Below are 25,168 nucleotides of genomic sequence, written 5' to 3'. Positions count from 1 at the left end.
TCCTAACGTATTCTCTTATTTATATTTTTATATGAGCGCCATTTCAATTTAATATGAGTATGTTCTCTAAGTCCACTGAATTCCCCCTTTTTATTCATAGCTCCCTTCGTTTTATGACTCATTCTGTAATAAGGTTTTTTTCTTTCACCAGAATTCCTTCCCATTAATCTTACTGTATGCTTTTTAGTCGTTACTACCCATCCTTTTTTATTTTTTGCTCTTTTTATACTCCCATTTTTCGCTTTAGCAACTTTTTTAGCATTCCAATAGGTTTTAGATAGTTTCCCGGCTTTATATAGAGAACTGCCAATTCGTAGAGCCCCTCCTCCGATAGCTCCTCCAGCTACTCCAATAACTGTAGCACCTACTAACTTCCATCCTTTTGCACCTCTGGCTTTAGCAGCTTTATAACTAGAAACTCCTCCAATAGCTCCTCCAGCTAGCATCCATACCCAATGACCATCTGGATCAACATTCATGACTGGATTATTATTTCCATAAATATACCCGTTTTGATCTAGTGCTCCTCCATCATCTCCTGGATATGGATCTAGTGACAAGAATACGCCGTTTCTCGGTTCATAGTAGCGTGCAATTAAATAGTAAAGTCCTGTTTCTTCGTCGAAGCGGTAACCAGCATAGCGATATGGGTTTCCTTTTACTTCTTCATCTTCTTTTACCTTTGTTGGAACGCCCCATGTATCATATTCGTACTCGGCGACGATTTTTCCTGCACTATTTGTGATGGCTATGACATCTCCGTGTGCATTGTAGTGATAGAAATACTTATTTCCACTTTGCGTGAAGGCAAGGAGTTGTCCACTGTCACCGTATGTGTATGCTTTGGTGACCTCATTGTCTTGATCTGTTTCGTATAAAACATTCAGGCTGTCGCCGTCATAAAAGTAATTGGTGACTTCTCCATTCACTGTTTTTTGAATTCTGTATCCACGCTCATCATATTTGTAAGTGACAAATGGCTTGTCTTCCCCTTTTTTCTTGATGGCCGTAATATTATCTTCTGCATCCCATTCATAAAGGAATTGCCCGTCAGACGTTCGATTGCCATTTTTGTCATAAGTTAAAGTCTCATCATTTACCTTTGTCAGTTGGTTCATGATGTTGAATGATGCGTTGATTGTTTTTTTAGTGCCATTTTTTTCAGCCGTGACGGTTTTTCTGTTTCCAAACCCATCATATGTGTACTCAATAACCGTGCCATCTGGATGAGTTTCTTTGATCAATTGATCTAATTTTCCATATTCATAACGAATCTTCCCGTTGCTTCCTTGATCAACCGTTATTCTGTTTCCATTTTGATCATATTCGTAAGCTTCGTTTAAGATCGTCGTGCCTTGGCTTGTTCCAATGTGCAAATCATTGATTAAGTTGCGCTCATCATAAGCAAAGCTAGCACCACTGCCGTTACCTGTAATAAAGGACTGAACATTTCCATTTTCATCATAATCAAACGAATACGTAGAATTCGAATCCTTCATCTGCGTCATTTGATCAAGCTTATTGTAACTGAATTGGTTCGTCCCTTTTTGATTTCCGTGTGTCCACTCAAAGGATTTCAGTTTGTCTGAATCGGCTGGATACGTCCAAGTTTGGCTGCTGCCACGCTCTGTTAACTTTGTGATGCGGTTTTGTTGGTCGAACGTTCTGTTTTTGGTTGTGTTTTGTTCTTTGTTGACAACCGTTGTTTCGTTTCCGTTTTTATCATAGCTAAAGTGATATTTTTCTGTCCCATTGTATGACTTGGATTTCACTCGGTCTGTTCCATCATACGTGAGAGACACTTCATGTCCATTAGCAGAAATGGTTTTGATTAAGTTGCTATTTGCATCATATTCACTTTTTAACACATTCCCTAATGGATCAATGGTTTTTGTCAATTTGCCCATCAGGTCGTATTCAAACTGATACGTCTGATCTGACTCTGCACGAATGGTTTTCGACTGTTCATTGCCCTCTTTATCATACGTTCTCACAATGGATGTCCCGTTAGATAAAGTGATTTTCTTCAGCTGGTCAGCCTGGTCATATTCGAATGTTGTTTTTTCGCCTTTCGCATCGGTTTCAGAAAGTTTTTTGCCTGTTTCGTCGAAGACAGATTGAGATGAGTAACCAAGCTCATCCTCTTCTTTAACTGCATAGTTCCCTTTTTCGTCGTAAGTGGTTCTCGTTAAAAGACTACCTTCTACTAGACGGATATCATCAAACCAAACCGTTCCAGTCGCGCTTTTTTGGAAAACAATCTGAACGTCGACTTTTTTCAATGGTTTTGTTTTTGGTATGACAACCGCCGCTCGGTTCCACTCCTGTGTACCGGTTGGGAATTTCGCATTAAACGTTCCTGTTGTGCCATCTGTATACGTAACGGACGCTTGAAGTGAGTAATCATTTTCATTTGAGGCTTTGACCTTTTCAGCCTTAGACATCCCAGTCAATGTGGAATACACAGATTGATCATTTGCACTTTGTTCAATTGGTACAGATTGTTTATAGATGGCATTCGCTTGAGATGAAGATGTTCTGGTCATTTTTAACGAAACGTCATCGTTAAAGCCTTCTTCATTATCTAATGAACCACCTGACCCGCTCCAGCTTGTTGTTTTATCCGTAAAGGAATTATTTTTGACTGGATTATAACTTGATGAAACTTCGCCTTTTTCTAGCTGAATCTCATCGAACCAGGCTTTTCCTTTTCCAGCCTTATCTCGATGATCCACTTCCATATAGATCACAGCTTTGCCTGCATGAGATGGCGTCGTAAACGTGACTTGGCGTTTTGTCCAATCGTTGTTGCCTGATAATGTGCTGTAGCCGTTGCTGATCCATTGAATTCGCTTGTTGTTTGTATCTCTTAAATCGATGTTAAAAAATGCTCTTGCTTTCGTTAACTCTGTCTTTATTTTTCCACTCAGTGTATACGTCGTATTTGGCTCTAGTATTACTTCTTGAGTAGCTGAAGAATAGCCAAGTTCGGTTCCTTCAGTTGTCGATTGTGAACTGATCTCTAATACCCGGCCGCCAGATAACACACCACTTTTCCCAGCTGTTTGCGCTAATTTCCCGTCATCCTTAGATGCTGTAAGCTTCCAGCCAGTTAGCGTATCTTCAAAACTGCCATTTTTTAATATACTCGCACCTGCAGCAAGTTCTTTACTCGTTTGTACCAAATTTCCGTACGAGTCATAAATACTTGCTGAAGACATATTTCCACTTTGATCCGTTTCAGATACAGCATCTAATCCATCATAGGCGATATCTGTAATATCTCCTTCTGTATCTTTCACTTTAGTGACATCATTATTTTTGTTATACTCGTAGGTTTCTGTCCCATAAGCATCTTTCGCCTGAATGACGTTGCCATTTTTGTCATACGAATAGCTTTCTGTAGCTTTTCCTTTCTCTACATCATTTGGGTCAGTTTCTTCTACGATTTGGTTGCCTTCATATTTCGTTTTAGTGGTGATTTTAAGCCCTTCCGCATCATCTACAACTTGAATTGGATTGGCTGCTTCGTTATACGTATACTGTATTTTTCGCCCGTTTGGCTGCGTTAGCATGAGTGTCTTTTTAGACAAATCATATGCATACTCAAAGGTTTCTTTTTTTGCATTAATTGCCTTGACTAAACGATGATTTTCATATTGATATTCTGTAAAAACAGGCTGATCTTTTGTACTGTTTTGAGAGAATTGTTTAATCAATCTGCCTTCTTTATCGTATTCATATGAGATACTTGTTCCATCTGAATCAATGACTTTCGTTAGTAAACCTGCATCATACTCATATGAAAGCTTTTTCCCTTTTGGTCCTTGAACCGAAATGATATGACCATCTTCATCATAATCGATTGATATTTTTCGGCCAGATGCATCTTCCATTGAAGTGAGCTGATTGTTTTCGTTATATTTGTATGTCGTTGTATTTTTATGTCCATCTACAACCTTGGTGATCTTCCCACCATTTTTACTAAAGTGCGCAAAGGTTTGATCCTTCGTTTTTAACATGTATTCATCTTTTGATTCCGTTAATTCAAGAAAAATACCTGTTGGTGGTTGATACGTACCATCTGCTTTTTTTGTAAAAACATGAGTTGTGGCATCTTCATCAAGATAGATGGCACCTTCTTTTGTTGGCGTGATACTCGTTTCTACATCTGCGTACCACCCTTGACCAAACAGGTGGTCAGCTGCATCTAAACTGTTGTACGTTCGACCAATTCCAATTCCTGGTCCTCTTCCATCAATCGACATTTCTTCTTCACTGACAATCACATTACCAGTTGCACCATTTAGCTGGCCGTCTGGTATATCAATAATCGACCAGTAATCCTCTGTTCCAAGGAATTCGGCACCTTCATGGAATGTCGGGTTAAAGGCTGGTGTCGGAATGGTTTCTCCATTTGCATCGTAGGCGGAAAGAGTAAAGGAGTAGTTCTTGCGTCCTTTATAATTTCCATTCGCATTTTCATATACTGGTGATGGGTCTAGCGCTAATTCCCCGCCCTTACCATCTGTATGAAGCACATATTTCCCACTTTTAACTTCAGTAGGAGTCGGCCAAATGTTCTTGTTTTGTGTTGTCCAATGATCGACATCGCCAACATCAAATGTTTGATACGTCTTACCATTATAGATATTAACTTTATATCCTTTTGCATTTTTTACCTTATCCCAATGTAGATTGATATAACCCGTTTGGCTCTCTTTTGTATTGGTATAAGCATATCCAGATAAAGCTTTCGGTCTAGATAAATCAGGTAAAGTTGGTCCAGCTGGCGGTGAAGCAATGGCTTCTCCATCTTTATTATAGGCAATCACTCTGAAGGAATAATGTTTTTGAGCCCCATCTCCTCCAGCATTTTTGTAAGTCGCACCAGGATGAATTGGAAGCTCCGCCCCTTTTCCATCTTGGAGGTGCAATGCATATTTACCTGCTTTGATCTCAGCAGCTGTCGGCCATACTTTTTTCCCTTTTGTTGACCAGGATGTTTGATTCCCGAGATCCAATGTCTCATAGTTTTTCCCATTAAACATTTGTATTTTATAACCGGTCGCACCGGATACTGAATTCCAAGAAAGATCAAAGTAACCTGTTGCGTTGTTATTATTGAAGCCTTTTGTACTAGGTGCTTTCGCTCTAGCTACATTTGGCACGACAGGTTTTACTTTTGCTGACATTGCGCCTTCACCTTGGTCAAAAATCGCACTTACAGCTACCCAATAATTTTTACTTGTCGCATAATTGCCGCCTGAGTTTTTGTAAACTGGGGAAGGATCAACTGCTAATTCTGTCCCCCCTTTTCCGTCTAAATGAAGTTTATATTTCTTAGCTGCAATCTCGCTCGCTGTCGGCCAAATATTCTTCCCTTTTGTACTCCATGATGCTACATTTCCAACTGAAATGGCTTCATATTCTTTTCCGTTGTATAGCCACACTTTGTAACCTTTTGCGCCAGACACCTTTTTCCAACTTAAGTTTAAGTAACCTGTCCCATTTCCATTACTAAAACCTTTTACAGTTGGTGCATTTGCCTGTGGAATGGTATACGTTACTTCAATGACTGGTTTATTGGTAGAGTTTGTTGATGAGATTATTTTTTTCCAATGGTCTTGCCCATTTCCATTTGCATGTAATTTAAAACCATAGTTAGCTGTTCCGCTATCCCAAGCTTTGATGGTTGATGTCACATCATAGCTCGCCCATTGTCCTTTATATACATTGGCTTTGCCGATGTTTTTGGAGCTTGGTTTATTGTTCCACGTTAGTTTTGTATGATCATAGTTGGCATTCACTGTATCCAGCCAAAGACCAGTAGCCTTCGTCCCGTAATATGAATGAGCAACATACGTTTTGAGCGTCGCTTTCGTTACATTCATATGTTGAATCGGTTTGAATGAGTTAAACTTCATGAACGCATAGTTTGTACCAGTTGTTTTATCGTAATAACCTGTTTTGAGTACATAACTTTTAAGTTTAGCGTCCCATTTTTGCGTAGAGGATGAATAATTTGTTGTTGGGTACTTACTCATGATAAATGTGTCTGCTGATACAGATAAAGAAGTCGAAGGATCGATAGACACAGGATAAACTCGTTCAGGATCTTTGAGCCATTTTTCATCTGCTGTCACATGAAGTAAATAGCCATCGTCTTCTTTTTCTAATTTAAAGCTCACATCTTCTGAGCGAGCCACTTCACCTGACTTTTCATCTAAATTAGAATCAGTCATAAACGGTTTCGGGACTTGAAAAATGGTCCGTTTTTTCTGATCGTAAAATGTAATAGAACCGTCTTCCTCAATTTCCCCAGTTAGATCTGTCTTTATTTTAAATGTAAATGAATTGTAGCCATCATATTGATTGAGTACAATATCTTCCTTGATGTTTTCATTAAAGGTGAATGATCGTAAATCTATATTTGGAAATACCTCTTCATATGTAAGCTCGTTGGTGTTCTCTTTAAATTGTGCAGAGGTATCTTTGGAATTGATTTCTGATTTGTTTTTCCCTGAAGCTTTTAAAATTGAAAATTCAATTTGATGCTTCTTGTGTTCAAATGTCGCATATAGTCCTTGTTTCATTTGCTTTTGAAAAGTAGTTTCTAATTTCGCATTTTCTGTTTCTATTTCTTTTTTCGAGATCGTCTTTAATTCTGGAGAGATGTCCTCCCACTCAGCATCTGGAGCCTCTTTAATATGAATAGGATCAGGATAAACCTCTTGTGTAAATACACCCTCTCCTTCATAAAAAAGCTTGCTGTTTTCTGTTCTTTCTGAAAGAACTTCTCCGTCTTTTCCAATTTCATCTTCGTCAATTCCTGCCATTTCTAGGACTTTTGAATTGTCGAATGTTTCTAAGCTGTTATGACTTGGTTTTGTATTTTCTACATGTTCTTCTGCAAAAATGTCAGAAGGTAACATTGATATAAGCATCACAAAGGATAGAAGAGCTGCAATATTTCTTTTCCAATTTACTTTTCTTTTTAGGTTCATATTAATCTCCTTATCATATATTTGTAACATTTGTAACATTACGCCATATATAATAATACATTTGAAATGATACTTCAATATATTTCTATAAATATATCATTCTTTCAAACTAACCCATATATCATCAACTTATCAATATTTCCCCTTTTTAGCATATAAAAAAGCACCCTAAACGGATGCTTCCATCAAATGATATTTTTTCAAAATGCGATAGGTGATGTCTTTTGCTTCTATGCCGGTGCCTTCGATATTTGTGGCGAAAATGTAGGTTTTATTTTCATGTTTGATAAAGCCTACGTACCAGCCGATACCTGATCCCGAGCCTGTTTTTCCGTATAGGGTAGCGTGTTTCTCTTCTTCTTGTACCATCATTCGTTTAACTGTTCTCATGTTCTTTAGGTCAAATGGAAGAGTCTCTTCATATAGCTGTTTGAGGAAACGAACTTGTTCGATAGGAGAAATTCGCAGGGTGCTGCTTAACCAAAATTGATCGATTCCGCCAGATATGTCTTCGTTCCCATAATGAATGGCTTTCACCCAATGATTCATACGTTCTTCTCCAATGTCACGTGCCATGGCTTGATAGTACCAGACGACTGAATCTCTCATGCCAGAGCCTAATGTATGATCTCTATTCCAGCTGTCAATCTCTCTTTTTACACCATCCCAATATTTGATGTCGTATTCATCTCTCACTTCGCCTGTTTGGAGTCCGATTAAGGCATTTGCTACCTTAAATGTCGATTGAGGTGCAAAGCGCTCTTTCGCTCTTTTTTTGTTATACACCCAAGAGGACTTTTCTTTTACTTCTTGAACCACAAACGTTCCTTCCCGATTTTTAAAGAATTCATCTACTGACCACGCTGGTGATCTTGCTTCAGTTGATGAAGGCTGGCTGATACAAAGTGCCATCAGCATGATGCCAGAAAACAGCCATTTTATATACTTTTTCTTCAAAACAATCGCTCCTTTTCTCATGATTCCCATGATTGTAGCATGCTTAAGCGATGGGACATAAGGTACGCTTGTCCTCTTTTCTTTCAAATAAAAAAAGCCGGTTTATATCCGGCTTTTTGCTGTATATTAGCTCTCTTTTTTCTCTTGAATGGCCTGTTTCGCCATTTTTGATATCGTCATATCGTCCATTGGCGGGTTATGGAGCCCAGCACGAATATCTCGATAGTAACGCTGCAGTGGACAATCTAGGCTTAAGCTTTTCGCACCGACTAAACGCATAGCTTTATCGACAACTTGCAAACTATGATTAACGACGGTATGCTTCACAGCACCAAATTCATTAATTAACAGCTCTCTTTTTTCTGGCTTTTCATACAATGTGGTCGTTGAGTAGATGACGTGGCGTGCTTGCTTTAATAGTAAGTCGATTTCACCAATCAGCGTTTGGACATTTGGCAGGTCACTAATTGTGCCGTTGATGCTGTTCGGTGAATGGGTGATGGCATATTGAACAGCATAATCTCTTGCTGCTTGCGCAATGCCTAAATAGCAGGATGGAATATGTGCAATCCAAGGATTTAGCGTACCACCACGCGGCCCTTTTTGCACCTCAACAAGCATGTCATCTGAAACCTTCACCTGATCTAAAATTAAATCATGACTTTCAGTTCCTCTCATCCCCACAACATTCCACGTTTCTTCTATTGAAACACCTTCTGTCTCGCGATGAATTAAGAAGAAGCCCATTGCCTCTTTTTCTTCAATCCATACGCCGACTAAAAAGTATGTAAGTGCTGGTGACATCGTTGTGAAAATTTTACGTCCATTGATGATCCACTCATTACCTGATCTAGTGGCTGTTGTCCCAGGCTTCCCGCCTCTTGTTGGACTGCCTGTCTGCGCCTCGCTCACAGCACGGTTGACAAGGGCGCCCTTCTTCACTTCTTTCGCAAAGAATTGCAGCTGCTGCTCATTCCATTGTTTCTTTTCGAAGATTTCGCCTACAACCCCTTGATGCCAGCCGATAGATAAGGCAGTCGCTCCGTCCATACTGCCGAGCGTTTCTTGAAACAGAACCATATCCTTCACAGATTGACCTCCGCCTCCGTATTCAGCAGGAAGAGACAACGTCGTATAGCCCATCTCTACTAATGATTCAATATTTTTTTCAGGAAAATAAGCGCCTTCATCATGTTCTTTTGCCGCTTGTTCGATCGTTTCACGAAGAGATTCCAGCTGATTGAGCCATGTTTTTTGAAAATCGGTATCGACAAATAATGCTTTAGACAAAACGTATCCAACTCCTCTGTTTCTCACAATCTATCATATCTGATTTTTCCAATCGGAATAAATAAAACACACTTTACTTATAGGATTTAATGTGTTAAATTTTATCAATATTAAGTACATATGTCAAAGGAACGTGATGCTTTTATGATTTCAGCTACTAATCTACATAAATCCTATGGGTCAACCCATGTGTTAAAAGGCATTGATTTCACCGTACAAGAAGGTGAAGTGGTCGCCATTATTGGACCGAGCGGATCAGGAAAAACTACACTTCTTCGCAGCTTAAATAGCCTTGATATTCCAGACAAAGGAGAGCTGACAGTTGGTGAAGCCACGATTCAATTTGAACGATATCATAAAAAAGATCTGCTAAAACTCAGACAGCAATCTTCCATGGTGTTTCAGCATTATCACTTGTTTCAGAATAAACGAACACTTGAAAATATTACAGAAGGATTGATCGTGTCTCAAAACATGTCTAAAAAAGAAGCAGAAAAGGTCGGAGAGCAATTTTTAACGCGGATTGGACTGCTTCATAAAAAGGATGCATTTCCGAGTGAATTATCTGGTGGTCAGCAGCAGCGAATTGGCATAGCCCGCGCTCTTGCGATGAATCCTTCAGTGCTCTTGTTTGATGAACCTACGTCGGCACTGGACCCAGAGATGGTAGGAGAAATTCTTGAAATGATCAAAGATATTGCGAGCCAAGGGATGACAATGGTCATTGTGACGCATGAAATTTCTTTTGCAAAGGACGTGGCGGATACGGTGATCTTTATGGCAGATGGCGAAATCGTTGAAAAAGGCTCACCGGAAGACGTCCTATTGAAGCCACAACATGAACGAACGAAACAATTTTTATCAAGAATTCATCGCGGCATGTGGCAAGAATCGGAGAAAGACAAATGAAGCAAAGAACAGCATTCATGATGTCCGGTGTCTTTCTGTTATTTCTTTTTCTGATGGGCTGCAGCAGTGTGAAAACCACGACAGATGATGGTAGAAAAATTGTAAAAGTCGCACTAAGTGCAGAGGTCAATCCACCCTTTTTAGCAACAAATGACCGAAACGAACCAATTGGCTATAATATTGATTATTTAAATGAAGTGGAAAAGAGGCTTCCTCACGTACATTTTGATTACATTTTTGGCGAGGAAGAATCGAATTTAATTGGTGTAGGCGCAGGGAAGTTTGAAATGGCGGCTAATTGGTTTTTTAGTAATCCTGAACGTGAAAAGCGTTTCCTTTACCCTAAGGTTCCGTATGGCTATTCGATGACAGGTTTAATTGTGAATGAATCAGACAAGGAGATTCGATCGCTTGATGATATGACATCTAAAAAGCTGGCTCCTGTCAGCCCTAGCGGAGGCTTGCGTTCGATTTTAAATCAATATAATAAAGAACATGATCCGGATATTCCGCTGACGACTATTGAGAGCCCTTCAAATGAGCTTAACTTAAAGCGCGTTGAAAGTGGACGGTCAGATGCAGCATTTATGAACATTTCAACCTTTGATACCATTCAAAAGCATTTAAATCTAAAGGTCAAAGTTGGAGGCATTGTGTCAAAGGAGCCTATCTATCTTGTCTTACAGCCAAGCGAGAAGAAACTTGCAAAAGATTTGGACCGGATCACACAAGAGATGATTGATGATGGAACACTGCCTAAACTGGCGAAAAAGTGGTTTGGGGTTGATTTCTTTCAAGATATTGATGACATCTCAGAGCAAGGCGATCAAAATGAAGAAAGGAAGGAAGCGTCATGACGTTTACAGCTGGAGATTGGCTGGGCATTTTTTTACAGGTGATTGAACGCCTGCCACTTACTTTTCTCATGATTATCGTGTCATTGTTTTTTGCCATCATCATCGGCTTGCTATTTGCATGTATTCGTATTAAACAAATCCCAGTGCTGAAGCAATTGGCTGTTATTTATTTATCTTTTACACGGAGTACGCCTTTAATTGTTCAGCTTTTCTTGATTTATTTTGGACTGCCTCAGCTTTTGCTTGTGGCAGGGATTCAAATCAATCATTGGGATCGTGTGTTATTTGTGATGATGACGTTTTCTTTACATACGGGCGCTTATTTATCTGAAGTTTTTCGCAGTGCGTATTCATCTGTCGGGAAGGATCAGCTGGAGGCCGCCTACATTGTTGGGATGACAGATACACAGGCATTGATCAGGATCATTATCCCGCAGGCCTTTCTCATTGCACTGCCGAACCTCGGAAATTACACCATTGATCTTGTGAAAGACACAGCAATTGCCTTTACAATCGGACTCATTGATATGATGGGACAGGTAAAGATCATTTTAGGAAATAACTACGGAATCGGTATGTTTGAGGTGTATGTGATCATTGCGATTGTGTATTGGCTTATTTGCATGAGTATTGAACTGATCACCATGCTGCTTGAAAGAAAATTTGTAAAAGGCCGCACCAGCCTGTCACGTTAAGGAGGCGATTTGATGCAAACCATCGATATTCCATTTGCGATTGACCAAGTACCTCATATTTTAAAAGGCGTTCCTTTTACTTTATTGATTGCACTCGTTTCCATGGCTGTAAGTCTGATGATTGGATCTGTTTTTGCTTTCATTCGTCTCTTCCGCATTCCTTTACTCAGACAGCTTGTGACGCTCTATGTCTCCTTTTTTAGAGGAACGCCTCTTATTGTTCAGTTGTTCGCTTTCTTTTATGGACTTCCTTTTGTTCTAACCAAAATGAGCGGTACATTCGGGCTGACCTTTCATCCAGACATGGTCTCCCCATTAGCTGTTGCTCTTATTACATTCAGCCTCCATTCAGCTGCCCATTTAACAGAGGTTGTTCGGAGTGCACTTCTTGCGGTAGACAAAGGGCAGCTTGAAGCAGCAAAAATTGTGGGGATGACAACACGCCAAGCGATGATGCGCATTATTTTGCCGCAGGCATTTGTGGTAGCCCTGCCGAACTTAGGCAATCAGCTCATTCAGCTATTAAAAGCCACCTCTCTTTCGTTTACGATTGGAGTACTTGAAATCATGGGGATTTCCCGAATCATTGCGAACGACGGCTATCAGTTTTTAGAAACGTATCTCGTCTCTGCTATGATCTATTGGCTGCTGAGCATTTTCTTTGAACTCGCTTTTGCCTTGTTAGAGAAACGTGTCAGTGTGTACGGAAGATCTCTCGGACGTTAAAAAAGCCGGTCAGGCTCAAATCCTGATCGACTTTTTTTATTCGCCTTTTTTCGGTGTGTTAAACAGTTCCTTTGGTGCGGGTTTTAGTTTTGGTGCAGAACCAAACACGACTGGTGCAGAAATATATCTAAACTCCCCTTTTCCATCCATGCTTCGGCCATGTGCCCATCTGCCTTCCTTACTTGCTTCCCCTCTTGAGAAGTTAAACAGATCATAGGATACTTGCTGTTTTTCTAGTGAGCGCGGAAAGGTGGTTGGTACGACGACATCCCCTTCTCGTTCTTCTAATTCTTTAATCGCCGCAATCCACATATTTTGATGATATGTATCTCGAGCAATAAGAAAAGAAAGCATATCCTTCACGCCTCGATCATCGGTCATTTCGTAGAGCCTTGTGACCTGAAGTCTCCCTTGTGATTCTGCATTTAAATTGGCTCTAAAATCAGCCATTAAATTTCCGCTTGCAATGATATACTTAGCATTCCACGGATATCCTTGACTATCCGCTGCCATGGCTCCTAAACCGGCAACAATTGCATGCTGAGGATTCATTCCGCCCATAACTGCTGCAAGTGCTGGATCACTTTCATACGCCTGTTCTTGTTCTTTAACAGGTGCTTTATCTAGTAAACGAGCGATCATCGTCGCAAGCATTTCCACATGACCAATTTCCTCTGTCCCTATGTCAAACAATAAATCTCTGTATTTTTGATCTGCTCGACAATTAAAGCCTTGAAATAAATATTGCATCATGACGCTGATCTCACCATATTGACCGCCTAATACCTCCTGCAATTTTTTTGCATAAACTGGATCAGGCTTTGAGGGCTTTGCTTCATATTGCAGTTCTTTGATGTGATAAAACATGATGTCATCTCCCTTATCAAAAACATCTTTTCATTTATCACTATTCAACCGCATGCCTCTTTATGAAAAGGAGCAATCATGTGCATAAAAAAAGAGAATGGCCTCTGCCATTCTCTTTATCATCCTACTTATTCAGCACTCACTAGAATTTTCACTTGATCTTTTTCATTGATTAATGCATGGAAACCCTCTTCAATCACATCGTCCAACTTGATTTTCTTTGTGACGAGCGTATCAGCAGAGAAATAGCCTTTTCTCATTAAGTTTAATACAGATGGGAATACGTCTCTGTAGCCGATAATTCCTTTGACTGTACGTTCTTTAATGACAATGTCATTTGGCAGAATTTCTGCGCCTTTTTCCCAAATACTCACAATGACTGTTTCACCTGAAATTCTAGTTGATTGGATTGCTTGTTTCAATACAACAGGTACACCTGTCACTTCAAAAGAAACATCGACGCCACCGTTTGTACGGCGTGCAATTTCTTGAACCACATCTTCATATTGAGAAGGATCAACAATGATCGCTCCAAGCTCTTTCGCTTTTTCTTGGCGTTCTTTAGATAATTCTACTGCGTAAATATCAGTAGCACCAGCTGCTTTTAATGCTTCAATAACAAGCAAGCCAATTGGTCCGCAACCAAACACTGCCGCTGTATCGCCAGCTTGTACTTTACTAGAACGAACCGCATATAAAGCAACTGCTGAAGGCTCTACAAGTGCCCCTTGCTCATATGAAATTTCGTCTGGTAATAAATGAAGTAATTCTTCATCGACAGATACATATTCAGAGAATCCACCGCCGCCTCCGGCAAGTCCTAAAAAGCCCATGTTTTCATCTAAGTTGTAAGCACCTTGGTGTCCGTGAGTTGCAAAAATAGGCTCAACAACCACTCGGTCGCCTACTTTGTAATTGCTGACGTCTTCTCCTACTTCAACAACCTCACCAGAAAATTCATGTCCCAGTGTAATAGGGGCTTTTTCTTTTGTCAGTGGATGAGGTTCATTCACTGGAATGAAGATAGGTCCTCCTAGATATTCATGTAAATCACTACCACAAATGCCGCACCATTTCACTTTAAGTTTCACTTTTCCTGGAGCAACTTTTGGTTCATCAATTTCCTCTAGTCGAATGTCCTTTTGATCGTGCCAGCGTAGTGCTTTCATGTGTAAGACTCCTTTTCTCATCAATTTCATTAACTTACTTAAATAATCATAACATAATTTTTTTAATTTTCTAAGTAAGATGCACTATCTTTTTGACATTCAATGGACGAAAGATGACAAAACATAGCAATAAACAGACAATAAGCATACATAGACACCCGATGATAACAGAGGTTCGGATTGATAAAACATGTGCAAGTCCACCAGAGACCCCTGTCAGCATGATCGTCAGAATGGCTTCAACCAAAGCATAAAAACTGGCTACCCTCCCCATCACCTCTACCGGGATATTCGTTTGATAAAAAGTCATAAAACCTGTGTTCGCAAATGCTAAAAAGAATGCTAGTATAAAAAATCCAACAGCAGCTGCAAACAATGTGCTGGAAAAAGCATAAATGAGATAGCCACATGCAACAAATAAACTGCCAATCCCGAGCATGATCGAAACAGGCAGCTTCTCCACAATGACCGAATTGAGACTTGCGCCTGCGATAATGCCTGCCCCAGCTATACTAACAAGAAGACCATATTGTGTATCAGTTAGCAGCAGCACTTCTTTTGCAAAGGCTGTTTCAAGAGAGTCAATGGCAGTAGGAAGTACCGTGATAGCGGCACTAAATAATAAATACACCGCCATCATTTGGCGTGATGTCAAACTAAACCGAAGAACAAGCTTCGCATCCTCTTTTAACATTGAAAAGGTAAAACCATTTTGGACAGCATCTTGTTTGAGCAAATTCGGTAAACACATCGTGAACAGAGCAGATACCAACAGGCAGATCGCATTTATATAAATGGAAAAAACAGGTGTACCTATTAAAAAAAGCAGACCTGCTGCAGCGGGTCCAAGTAAAAATCCACCCGATTGTAATAATGAGCGAATGGCATTAAACCTTTTTCGGTTATCTGCTGGGATCAATGCTGTCATATAGACCATCGAAGCTGGATGAAACATCGCTTGTGCCATTTGAATGAGGAACACCATTACATACAGGGTAAGCAGATGTCCTGAAAATAACGCAAAGGGTATACATGCGATCAAGATAGCCCGGCTAATATCTAAGCTGATCATCACTTTCCGCTGATTCAGCCTGTCAATCAAACTGCCAGACCAGCTGTTTGTCAAAAGAGCCGCAGCCGGTCTCAGCATATAGACAGCTGTTACAGCCAGCACAGAGCCCGTTTCTTGAAAAATGAGCAGATGGAGAGCAATCATATAAATCCATTCTCCTATATTTGCAATTCCGATAGCTCCAAGCAGCAAACTCATATCCCGCCAATGTTTTTTCATCACTTTTCCCCCTATTTGTCATAAAAAAATCCCGCCCCCAAGACATTTCTGTCTTGAGGACGGGATTTACTCCGCGTTGCCACCTCAGTTTATTCATCTGTTGCCAGATGAACCTTAGCAGGTCATCATGAACCCATCTCTGTAACGGGAGAATGTCGCTGCACCACCATCCGAAGGAATCCGGTGCAGAGCTAAGAGGTTTGGTTCCATCATGCTGCCCGGCTCCTTCTCAGCTTCACGGAGTTCTCTGTGCGGGACGGCTCATGATGTACTCTTCTCTATGAGCGCCATGTCTTTATTTCATCACGATCTTCAGCTGAATTGTTACATATTGTACTGCGCCTTGATCAAAGCGTCAATGTTTTTTTCGAGTTAATCAGCATAGATCATCTTTCTGGTCATGCCGCCATCAACGACTAAATCTGTGCCGGTCACAAATTGATTCTCCTCATCGGTTAAATAAAAGCAAGCCTTCACAATATCCTTTGGCGTGCCCACTCGATTGGAAAGATGCTGCTTGTGGTCAATCTCTCGAAGATTCTCCTCATCCTTCGTTTCAATCCATCCAGGTGAAATGCTATTCACCGTGATATGATCCGGACTAAAAGAAGCCGCTAAGGCATGAGTCAGCGTCGATATTCCGCCTTTTGATGCAGCATATGCTTCTGTATTTGGCTCTGACATGGTCGCTCGGGTGGATGAAATGTTCACAATAGAACCGCCTTTTGGATTCTCTTTTATATAACGTGCTGCTTCTCTTGCACATAAAAAAGTTCCTCTTAGGTTCGTCTGTAACACACGATCCCAATCATCGACCGTTAATTCATAAGGCGATACTGTGCACATGACACCAGCATTATTAATGAGAATATCAATCGTTTTACAGCGCTCCGCCGCAAACGACATTAAGTGTTGAATATCCTTATCTTGCGTCACATCTGTTTTCTTAAAATAAGCTTCTAACGATTCTTTTTTCAGCTCTTCCTCCAAGCGCTTCCCCTTCTCTTCATCTATATCTGCAAGCACCACTCGCGCTCCTTCTTTTGCATAGCCCCATGCGATCATTTCACCAATTCCATTGGCTGCGCCTGTGATGACGACCGTTTTATTGTGAAAGTTCATCGTTTATCCAATCCTTTCTCTATCAGATGTTGTCGTCTATCATACCACTCTTATATAAGCGATACCTAGCCACATGAAACATAAAAGAACACCCTCCAAGTGATCGTGTCATAGGAGGGTGTTTCTTTGGAATTCATTGATCAAAAGCAGCCTTTAAAATGTCTAAGTAGTCGGCTTTCGTAACAGTACGAACATTGCTTGATGTAGAGCCGTTTTGTTCTGCTAATTCAGCCATTTTTTCAAAATCCTCTTCTTTTACATAAGATAGATCTTTTAGTGCTGGAATACCTAAATTTTTTGTGAAAGTATACATGCCATCAATTAATTTTTGAATCGCCACATCATCTGAATCCGTTTTATCTGCAAAGCTCATTATTTTGGCAAGCTCTGCGTGCAGTACCTTGTTTTCAACTGCATTGAATTGCATGACATAAGGCAAAAATACCGCGTTTGCGATACCATGAGGTGTATCATAAAGACTGCCAAGTGCTTCTGCTAAGCAATGAACGGCTGCGACATCGGCTGAACCGAAGCATAAACCGGCTAGTAAACTACCTTCCTGCATTTTATATCTCGCTTCTAGATCAGATCCATTCTCGTATGCCTTGGGTAAGTATTTCACAATTGTCTCCATTGCACTTGCACCCATTGCTTTCGAAATTGGATTTGTTACTTTACATGAATAGCCTTCAATAGCATGTACCAATGCATCTACACCTGTTGCGGCTGTTATGCTTTTTGGCACCGTCAATGTAAGAGCCGGATCTAAAATCGCAATGGTTGGCCGAAGCAAGGCATGTTTTAATGTGATTTTTTTATGGGAAGCAGCGAACGTAATGACAGATGAACGGGTCACCTCAGAACCAGTACCAGCCGTTGTTGGGATACAAATTAATGGAGATAGATTAGCATACGCCTTCTTCCCTGATATATAATCTTCAGGAATGCCGCCATTTGGCCCTAATAAAGCAATCGCTTTCGCTGTATCCATTGGACTTCCGCCACCAATCGCAATGACCGCTGATGCTTGTTCTTTTCTAAAGAGCTCTGCACCAGCTAGACATTCATTATCTCTAGGGTTTGGAGATACTTGATCAAATATAAAAACAGAATAACCGGCTTCCTGCAAATACACTTCAATTGGCTGAACTAGCCCTGCGTTTCTCACACCAGAATCTGTCACAATCATCACTGTGGCACCCGGCAAAACAAGATCCTCTACTATAGATCCAATTTCTTTTGACTGACCAATCCCCATCATTATGTTTGTTTGGCAATGATATTCAAAATTCATCATGATTTTTCTACTCCTTCATGTAAATTTGTTGAGTGAGCCGTTAGTTTTTCTGCTCCCCACCACTCTATTTCTTTTAAACCTGGAATGCTAGATGCATAAAAAACAGGATTTTTGCCTAACAGCCTTTGTTGCATGTAATCATCCAAAGCGGCAAAAGCATATTTTCCTAGGATAGCTATTGCAATCAAATTGACGATTGCCATGATGGCCATTGACAAATCCGCCAAAGTCCAAACGATTTGTAAGTTGGCAACAGCGCCAAACATCATCATCATTAATACCATGATTCGGTACACCAATAACGCTGTTGCACTGTTATGAATAAAACCGATATTGGCTTCACCATAATAGTAGCCACCTACAATAGAACTAAAAGCAAAAGTAAATATAGCAAATGCTAAAAAGATACTCGCCCAAGATCCAAAATGCTGTGCCATCGCAGCTTGGGTAATTTCGATACCAGATAATTCACCCGTTGTTTCTACTGTCGATAGCATAATAATAAAGGCTGTACAGCTGCAAACAACTAATGTGTCAAAAAACACACCTAATAATTGAACAAACCCTTGTTTTACTGGATGCGAAACATTGGCGGCAGCAGCGGCGTTTGGGGCACTTCCCATTCCTGCTTCATTTGAAAAAAGCCCACGTTTGACACCGTTCATTATCGCAGCACCAATCCCGCCTCCAACGATTTGCTCTAATCCAAATGCACTCTTCATAATACTTGCTAATGCTGCGGGTACATCAGTGATATTTGTGACAATCACATAGAATGCTAAGATAATATAAAACACTGACATCACTGGAACAACGATTTGAGTGACGTTAGCAATTCGCTTGACTCCACCAAAAATGATGAAAGCCGTTAAAATGGTGACAAATAGACCTATGCCAATCGGACTAATACCAAATGAATACTGAAAGGCATTTGTAATTGTATTCGTTTGTACTGCATTAAAAATTAAGCCGAAACTAAGAATGACAGAAAAAGCAAAAATCCTGCTTGGCCATTTCAATCCGAATTGCTTTTGAATATAGTAACCAGGACCTCCTTTAAAACCGTCACTTGTTCTCACCTTATAAATTTGAGCCAGTGTACTTTCGACAAATGCAGAGGCTCCTCCTAAAACGGCTGCAAACCACATCCAGAAAATAGCTCCAGGACCACCAACAGTGATAGCAATCGCAACGCCTGCCATATTTCCAGTACCAATTCTTGTAGCAGCTCCAATAAAAAAAGCTTGCAAAGAGGAAATTTCATTCCTATTCTCTTTTGTTTTGGAAGCTTTTTCAAAAATAGAACGAAAGACCTCTTTTAGTAAAACAATTTGCATGAATTTCATTCTCACCGTAAAGTAGATTCCTATGCCTAATAACATAACCACTAAAATATATGTCCATAAAAAGTCATTCACTGAATTGACAATCATTTCAAACAAAGCCATCTCCCCTTTGTGAATCTGAATATTTGAAATAACATAACTTGCAAGCGCTTACTTTTATGATAGTAAAAATGTTATGATCAATCTATAGAGGTTTTCTGATGATATCAATCGGCTCATCCGATTTAGGGAGGCTTGAAGTTGGAGATCAAACAACTAATGATGTTCCAAACAGCATCAAAAGTATTAAACTTTACAAAAACTGCACAAATGCTTGGTTATGCTCAATCTAGCATCACAGCAAATATTGTGGCATTGGAAGAAGAGCTAGGAACCCCTCTATTTGAAAGGCTTGGAAAAAGGGTGATCTTAACAGAAGCTGGCAAACAATTTCAACATTATACGGATAAAATTTTAGGTTTAACAGGGGAAGCATTAGAGGCTGTTGGCGGGATGAATGAGCCAAGCGGCATTTTGAGAATATGTGCATCTGAAACACAATGCACCTACCGGCTTCCTCACATTTTAACGGACTTTCAAACAAAGTATCCAAAAGTCGAACTGATCTTCCGCCCAGGAATAGCGGAAAAAGATGTTTTAAATCTATTACTAGAAGGACAAATTGATGTCGCCTTATTATCCATGAATCCTGTAGTATCCTCGCATTTACTTGTAAAAGAATTAAAAGATGAACCGATGGCCATTGTATGCTGCCCAACAAATCCTTTGAGCAAAAAACAAAAAGTATATCCAATTGATTTGAACGAGCAAAGATTGTTGTTAACGGAAGACTGTGATTATCGCTACGCCTTTGAACATTCATTAACACAGGCGGGAGCAAAACCGCGAAGTAAACTAGAATTAGCAGATGTAGAAGCCATAAAAAAATGTGTAATGGCAGGCTTAGGAATCGCTGTACTTCCTGAAATTTCTGTGAAAAGAGAAGTTTCAGAAGGCAATATCATCAAAATCAATTGGATGGAACCTTGTTTCTCAACGAAAATTCAACTGTTTTGGCATAAAAACAAATGGATGTCCCCTGCTTTAAAGGCATTTGTTGATTTAACAGAGGATTATATCCTTCTAAACGGGTAATATCAGCATTTTTCTATTTCTTTCATTGCCCCGCCTCCAAAATACTGAAGAGTTATTGTATATAAAAACCCTCTATAGCTATATAGAGGGCTTAAGCTTTCTAAATGATAAAAGTAATTTCATGCAAAGAGATTAATAGGATCGTATATTTTTCAAACCAATCACCATAAAAACAATCGTAAACGCAGCTAAAATTGCTATGTCTAATAATAAGATTGAGTAATTGACAGTACCGCTCATCATCTCACCAAAACCAGACATCATCCATGTTTGGGGTATAGCCAACGAAATTTTCTTCATAATGTCTGGAACGATATCTAATGGCCAATAAATACCCCCTAGCATGCAAGTTCCCACAATGATAATTGCACTAAATACTTCAGCTTGCTTTTTTGTATGAGATAAGGTTGCAATCATAAAACCTAAACTCACAACAAGCCCTATAACAAATGAACCAAATACTAAAATAAGCATAAAGTTTCCTAAGTATACATTGAAGAATATTGATAAGATGGTCAGAAGGACACCCAGTTGTATCCATCCAAGAAGAAAATAAGCTATGAAATACCCCAATAACACAGATATTTTATGGATTGGACTCGAAAGCAATCTTTGCCATGTATAATCTTTATACTCTAAATGAATGGATGACACAGAGCTTGAAATCGCAAACATCATAAACATAATAGTAAAGCCAAGCGGTATTAAATTTGGTTGCTGGCTTGTCTCACCCTCTTGATTTTTTTCAACCAATGAAATGGTGCCAGATTCATTTAACTTGTTCAAAGCATTGGTGAGAGAAACACTTTTCTGCTCTTTCACACCCTGATTGATTTGATAAATGATGGCCGCTGTCTCTTTTAAATAGGGAGATAAGACTGCATATTCCTCAGTTTTCTTATATACTGTCACATTAAAAATCTCTCTATTTTCTTTTAGATGGGACTTTAATGGCTTTGCGACTTTCACAGACGCAATGACCTTTTCTTCTGATACTAAATCTTTTGCGTCGCTTTCAGTTGCCTTTACCCAGAGAAATTTGGTGTTTTTTTCGAGAATTTGAAAAATTTCTTGATCAAGTTTACCTTGGCTGGGCTCTTGAATAAAAGCAACTGTAGGTTTCTTTGTATCAGATGTGGTACTTCCAAAGATAAAACTAAATACAATTGGCATAACAAATAAAAAAATAAGGGTCAATGGGGACTTTAATGTTTCTTTTAGCTTTAAAGCAATAATGGCTGATATTTTATGCATAACGATGCTTCCTTTCAAAAGACATTCTTAATAAAGCAATGATGAAGAAAGCAAGTCCCATCCCACAGCTAAGTAATAATCCACTTTGAATTTCACTAAAATTAGCACCTGCCATACTTTTCAAAAACATTTGAAGTGCAAGAGAATTAGGTAAAAAAAAGCTGATATCAATCATCCATTGTGGGAATAAGTATAAGGGCACCATACTCCCACCTAAAGCAGCTAACACTTGTGTTCCTAAAATCCCCACACTGTTAAACGTTTTTTCTCTATTGATAAAAGAACCAATCAGCACCCCGAAACCCGCAGCATTTAAAATAAAACTACATCCGATCATAGCAACAGTAAAAGGCTCTCCCCAGTTCACCTTAAAGACAAAGCTAGTAAATAAAATAATGACTGTTAGTTGAATCATACTCATCAAAACAATACCCAATAACTTCCCGACGATGTAACTAGTATTACTTAATTTTGATACAATCAGCCTTTTATAAACATCTTCCTCTTTTTCCTCTATCATACTTCCAACTAGAAAAACAACAGTCATTAATAAAAAAAGCACACCCATCCCGCCTGCATAGTATTGGAAGGATGTAATCGGCTGGCTGTTGTTATGAATATTCCTCTCGATCACTAGCTCTTTTTTCAGTTGATCAGACACGATTTCCACTTGTTTACCTTGATTCAACGGCACCAGAATACGATTCATATGGTAATTTTGAAAGAACTGCAAAATCACATTTTGTAGAACCATTTCCTGTAAATTTGAATTAGGTCCTTTCAAAATATTCAATTGCACATGATCAAGATTTAATAGGCTTTTTTCAAAATTCGGCTTTATGATTATGCCCATTGTAATGTCTCTACTATTTAAATCTTTCTCTAATTGATTTTTCGAGGTGACCTTCACCTCAAATATGTCACTGAGTTCACTCTTAGACAATGTTGAAAGAAACATTTTACTTGTAGCGGACTTATCTTGATCTGTTATTCCTACTCGAAATGAATTGATCTTGACTTCACTATCTTTCTTCATGTTATCTCCAAATGCTGCACCTAAAATAGCAATTAATATGATAGGCATAAAAAAAAGTGTAAAAAAGCTTTTCTTATCTCTAAAAAACAATAATAGATCTTTTAGTACAACCCAGATGCTCATGTGTTCACCTCTATTCGGTCTAGTCTCGTAATTTCTTACCTGTTAAATATAAGAATACATTTTCTAAATTTGGTTCTACAACTTCTGCTGAAATAATTTCCACTTTCATATCTGTTAATACTTGAATTAACTTACTAATAAATTCTTGAGGTTTTTGATCTGATATTCTAAATTTTTGACCATCGACATTAAAATCTTTAGAAGGATAGCTTTCTCGAATATAATTACACACTTTTTCAATATCTGCTTTATTATTTTTAATCGTTAAAATTATTTCTCTTTGTTCTTCAACAAGCTTACTTAGTTCAGCAATTGTCCCTAGTGCAATAAGTGATCCTTGATCAATGATTCCAATTTTGTCACATAAGTATTCGACCTCTTCCATATAGTGACTCGTATAAACAATAGTCATTCCATCTTGGTTTAACCTTTTGACTGTTTCTAAAATATGATTTCTTGATTGAGGATCTATTCCAACTGTTGGTTCATCCATAATTAAAATTTTTGGCTTATGTAAAATAGCACAACCGATATTTACTCTTCTTTTCATCCCACCAGAGAAAAGCTTGACTTTATCGTTTGCACGCTCTTCAAGTCCTATTATTTGGAGAGTTTCTCTCACTCTTTTTTTTAAAATTTTTCCTTTCAATCCATACATTCTACCCCAAAAGATTAAATTTTCTTTTGCCGTCATATTGAGGTATAACGCTATTTCTTGCGGAACAATTCCAATCATTTGTTGTGCTTTTTTTTGTTGCCTGTTCATATCATACCCTTCGATTAATACGTAGCCATCTGTTGGTTGGTAGAGCCCTGTGATAATACTAATTAAAGTAGATTTACCTGCTCCATTTGGCCCTAAAAAGCCGAATGAATCTCCTTTTTCAACTTTGAAACTTATTTCTTTTAATATTTGTTTATCACCATAGTTTTTTACTACTTGATTGACTTCTAACAAATGTCTCACCACTCCTTCTTTCTTTTAAGTATTGCAAAAGCCCAACACGCCAACTAGGTAATTCATAACCGATTACATTCGAAAACAGCAGACTATCCAGTGCAGAAAATTTTGGTCTTTCGGCAGAATTTGGGTATGATTTTGAATCTACTTTTGAGATTTGTGATACGTTTCTTTTTGAATGCCTCAGTATTTCTTGTGCAAAAGTATATCTCGAAGCTATACCTTTATTAACAATATGATATATCCCAAAATGATTTGTTAATATGAGGTCCAATGTAGCGGAAGCAAGGTCCACTGTATATGTAGGAGATCCAATTTGATCAGTAATTACAGGAATATCTTTTTGAATTTCAGAAAGATCCAGTATCTTATCTACAAAATTTTTTTTTTCGCCCCTTCCAAAAAGCCAAGAAGTACGAATTATAAAATAACGTGTTGTTGATTCCTCTATATATTTTTCTCCTAACCTTTTAGATTCTCCATAAACATTAAGGGGGTTGGGTTTATTTTTTTCAGTATATGGAATGTTTTGCTCTCCATTGAAAACATAATCTGTACTAAAGTGTACAAAAATTGCGCCTATTTTATCAGTGGCTTCAGCAAGATACTTTGTAGATGTCCCATTAACAAGTATTGCTTTTGCTGGTTCAACTTCAGCTTTTTCAACATCTGTATACGCTGCGCAGTTGATAACAATTTGTGGCTTCACCTTATTAAAGACCTTAACTATTTCTTCTTTTAGAGTGATATCAAGTTTTTTTTTATTAAAAGGATAAACAGTATTTAGTTTGTTTAATTTTAATTGTCTTAGAAGCTCACTACCTAACGATCCATCTGATCCTATTAAAAGAATTCTCATTGTCATACCTTTCTTAAATTTTATTTAAGTGTCGGTTAATCTTAATTGTGATTATTCGCATACCACATCACAGTCTTTTTCAAAGAATCATAGAAGGAATAAGATGGAGCCCATTGAAGTTCATTTTGTATTTTTGAATTATCTAAGGCATAGCGTCTATCATGCCCTAGTCTATCTGGTATGAATTCAATCTTATCAATGGGCTCTTCTAAAATTTCTAAAATAGTTTTTACGATATCAATATTACTTTTTTCATTGTTTAAATCCG

The 25,168-nt window shown here is 38.8% G+C and carries 18 protein-coding genes and 1 pseudogene; 5 read left to right on the top strand and 14 right to left on the bottom strand.

Annotation, left to right across the window (positions count from 1 at the left end; translation table 11 throughout):
• Positions 1-2: 2 nt before the first annotated feature.
• The 3 genes from ACQYAC_RS04215 to ACQYAC_RS04205 all read right to left on the bottom strand — a co-directional run bounded on the left by ACQYAC_RS04215 (position 3) and on the right by ACQYAC_RS04205 (position 9,254).
• The gene (locus ACQYAC_RS04215) at positions 3-7,007 is read right to left on the bottom strand and encodes a DNRLRE domain-containing protein (RefSeq protein ID WP_429942799.1); all 7,005 of its coding nucleotides are present in this window, start codon (positions 7,005-7,007) and stop codon (positions 3-5) included.
• A 168-nt stretch (positions 7,008-7,175) separates the two neighbouring features.
• Positions 7,176-7,964 carry a BPU family class D beta-lactamase gene (gene blaBPU / locus ACQYAC_RS04210; RefSeq protein ID WP_429942798.1) on the bottom strand — a complete coding sequence of 263 codons (789 nt, stop codon included), beginning with the start codon at positions 7,962-7,964 and terminating at the stop codon, positions 7,176-7,178.
• A 126-nt stretch (positions 7,965-8,090) separates the two neighbouring features.
• Positions 8,091-9,254 (bottom strand): acyl-CoA dehydrogenase family protein, encoded by a 1,164-nt coding sequence (locus ACQYAC_RS04205; protein WP_323641142.1) that lies wholly within the window; start codon positions 9,252-9,254, stop codon positions 8,091-8,093.
• Positions 9,255-9,398: 144 nt separating this feature from the next.
• Here ACQYAC_RS04205 and ACQYAC_RS04200 point away from each other — a divergent pair, with 144 nt between their 5' ends.
• From ACQYAC_RS04200 to ACQYAC_RS04185, 4 genes are read left to right on the top strand one after another with little or no spacing between them, the layout of a single operon-like run.
• Positions 9,399-10,163 (top strand): amino acid ABC transporter ATP-binding protein, encoded by a 765-nt coding sequence (locus tag ACQYAC_RS04200; protein ID WP_429942797.1) that lies wholly within the window; start codon positions 9,399-9,401, stop codon positions 10,161-10,163.
• Positions 10,160-11,020 (top strand): amino acid ABC transporter substrate-binding protein, encoded by an 861-nt coding sequence (locus ACQYAC_RS04195; RefSeq protein ID WP_058014599.1) that lies wholly within the window; start codon positions 10,160-10,162, stop codon positions 11,018-11,020. Before ACQYAC_RS04200 ends, ACQYAC_RS04195 begins: the two co-directional genes overlap by 4 nt.
• The gene (locus tag ACQYAC_RS04190) at positions 11,017-11,715 is read left to right on the top strand and encodes an amino acid ABC transporter permease (protein ID WP_058014598.1); all 699 of its coding nucleotides are present in this window, start codon (positions 11,017-11,019) and stop codon (positions 11,713-11,715) included. Before ACQYAC_RS04195 ends, ACQYAC_RS04190 begins: the two co-directional genes overlap by 4 nt.
• Before the next feature lie 12 nt (positions 11,716-11,727).
• Positions 11,728-12,441, top strand: a complete 714-nt coding sequence (locus tag ACQYAC_RS04185; RefSeq protein WP_268496821.1) for an amino acid ABC transporter permease — start codon at positions 11,728-11,730, stop codon at positions 12,439-12,441.
• A 36-nt stretch (positions 12,442-12,477) separates the two neighbouring features.
• Here ACQYAC_RS04185 and ACQYAC_RS04180 read toward each other — a convergent pair whose 3' ends face one another.
• From ACQYAC_RS04180 to ACQYAC_RS04155, 6 genes are all read right to left on the bottom strand, one after another.
• On the bottom strand, positions 12,478-13,308 hold the full coding sequence (locus tag ACQYAC_RS04180) for a manganese catalase family protein (protein WP_058014596.1): 831 nt from the start codon (positions 13,306-13,308) through the stop codon (positions 12,478-12,480).
• A 128-nt stretch (positions 13,309-13,436) separates the two neighbouring features.
• The gene (locus ACQYAC_RS04175; protein WP_058014595.1) at positions 13,437-14,477 is read right to left on the bottom strand and encodes a 2,3-butanediol dehydrogenase; all 1,041 of its coding nucleotides are present in this window, start codon (positions 14,475-14,477) and stop codon (positions 13,437-13,439) included.
• A 70-nt stretch (positions 14,478-14,547) separates the two neighbouring features.
• Positions 14,548-15,768, bottom strand: coding sequence for an MFS transporter (locus ACQYAC_RS04170; RefSeq protein WP_426971612.1), 1,221 nt, complete (start codon positions 15,766-15,768; stop codon positions 14,548-14,550).
• Positions 15,769-16,140: 372 nt separating this feature from the next.
• Entirely contained in the window at positions 16,141-16,890 is a 750-nt protein-coding gene (locus ACQYAC_RS04165; RefSeq protein ID WP_429942796.1) for an SDR family oxidoreductase, read from the bottom strand.
• Positions 16,891-17,023: 133 nt separating this feature from the next.
• Positions 17,024-18,187: an iron-containing alcohol dehydrogenase gene (locus ACQYAC_RS04160; RefSeq protein WP_429942795.1), complete on the bottom strand. Its 1,164-nt coding sequence runs from the start codon at positions 18,185-18,187 to the stop codon at positions 17,024-17,026.
• Complete coding sequence (locus ACQYAC_RS04155) at positions 18,184-19,635, bottom strand: alanine/glycine:cation symporter family protein (RefSeq protein WP_429942794.1); 1,452 nt, start codon at positions 19,633-19,635, stop codon at positions 18,184-18,186. The genes ACQYAC_RS04160 and ACQYAC_RS04155 overlap by 4 nt, the downstream gene beginning before the upstream one ends.
• 138 nt (positions 19,636-19,773) lie before the next feature.
• On the opposite strand from ACQYAC_RS04155, the gene ACQYAC_RS04150 reads away from it, so the two are divergent.
• On the top strand, positions 19,774-20,667 hold the full coding sequence (locus ACQYAC_RS04150; RefSeq protein WP_429942793.1) for a LysR family transcriptional regulator: 894 nt from the start codon (positions 19,774-19,776) through the stop codon (positions 20,665-20,667).
• A gap of 132 nt (positions 20,668-20,799) precedes the next feature.
• Here the strand turns inward: ACQYAC_RS04150 and ACQYAC_RS04145 are convergent, their stop codons facing one another.
• The 5 genes and pseudogenes from ACQYAC_RS04145 to ACQYAC_RS04125 all read right to left on the bottom strand — a co-directional run.
• Entirely contained in the window at positions 20,800-21,921 is a 1,122-nt protein-coding gene (locus tag ACQYAC_RS04145) for an ABC transporter permease (protein ID WP_429942792.1), read from the bottom strand.
• The gene (locus ACQYAC_RS04140) at positions 21,914-23,080 is read right to left on the bottom strand and encodes an ABC transporter permease (protein WP_429942791.1); all 1,167 of its coding nucleotides are present in this window, start codon (positions 23,078-23,080) and stop codon (positions 21,914-21,916) included. Before ACQYAC_RS04140 ends, ACQYAC_RS04145 begins: the two co-directional genes overlap by 8 nt.
• A 19-nt stretch (positions 23,081-23,099) precedes the next feature.
• Complete coding sequence (locus ACQYAC_RS04135) at positions 23,100-24,038, bottom strand: ABC transporter ATP-binding protein (protein ID WP_429942790.1); 939 nt, start codon at positions 24,036-24,038, stop codon at positions 23,100-23,102.
• Positions 24,001-24,900: a dTDP-4-dehydrorhamnose reductase gene (gene rfbD, locus ACQYAC_RS04130; protein ID WP_429942789.1), complete on the bottom strand. Its 900-nt coding sequence runs from the start codon at positions 24,898-24,900 to the stop codon at positions 24,001-24,003. The genes ACQYAC_RS04135 and rfbD overlap by 38 nt, the downstream gene beginning before the upstream one ends.
• A 41-nt stretch (positions 24,901-24,941) precedes the next feature.
• Positions 24,942-25,168 (bottom strand): annotated as a pseudogene (locus tag ACQYAC_RS04125) (dTDP-glucose 4,6-dehydratase); the annotation flags it as partial.

This window comes from Bacillus sp. MM09(2025) (assembly GCF_050496725.1).
Taxonomy (GTDB): domain Bacteria; phylum Bacillota; class Bacilli; order Bacillales; family Bacillaceae; genus Bacillus; species Bacillus pumilus.
Note: the sequence above shows the minus strand (reverse complement) of the source record. Positions and strands in the feature narration are given on the sequence as shown.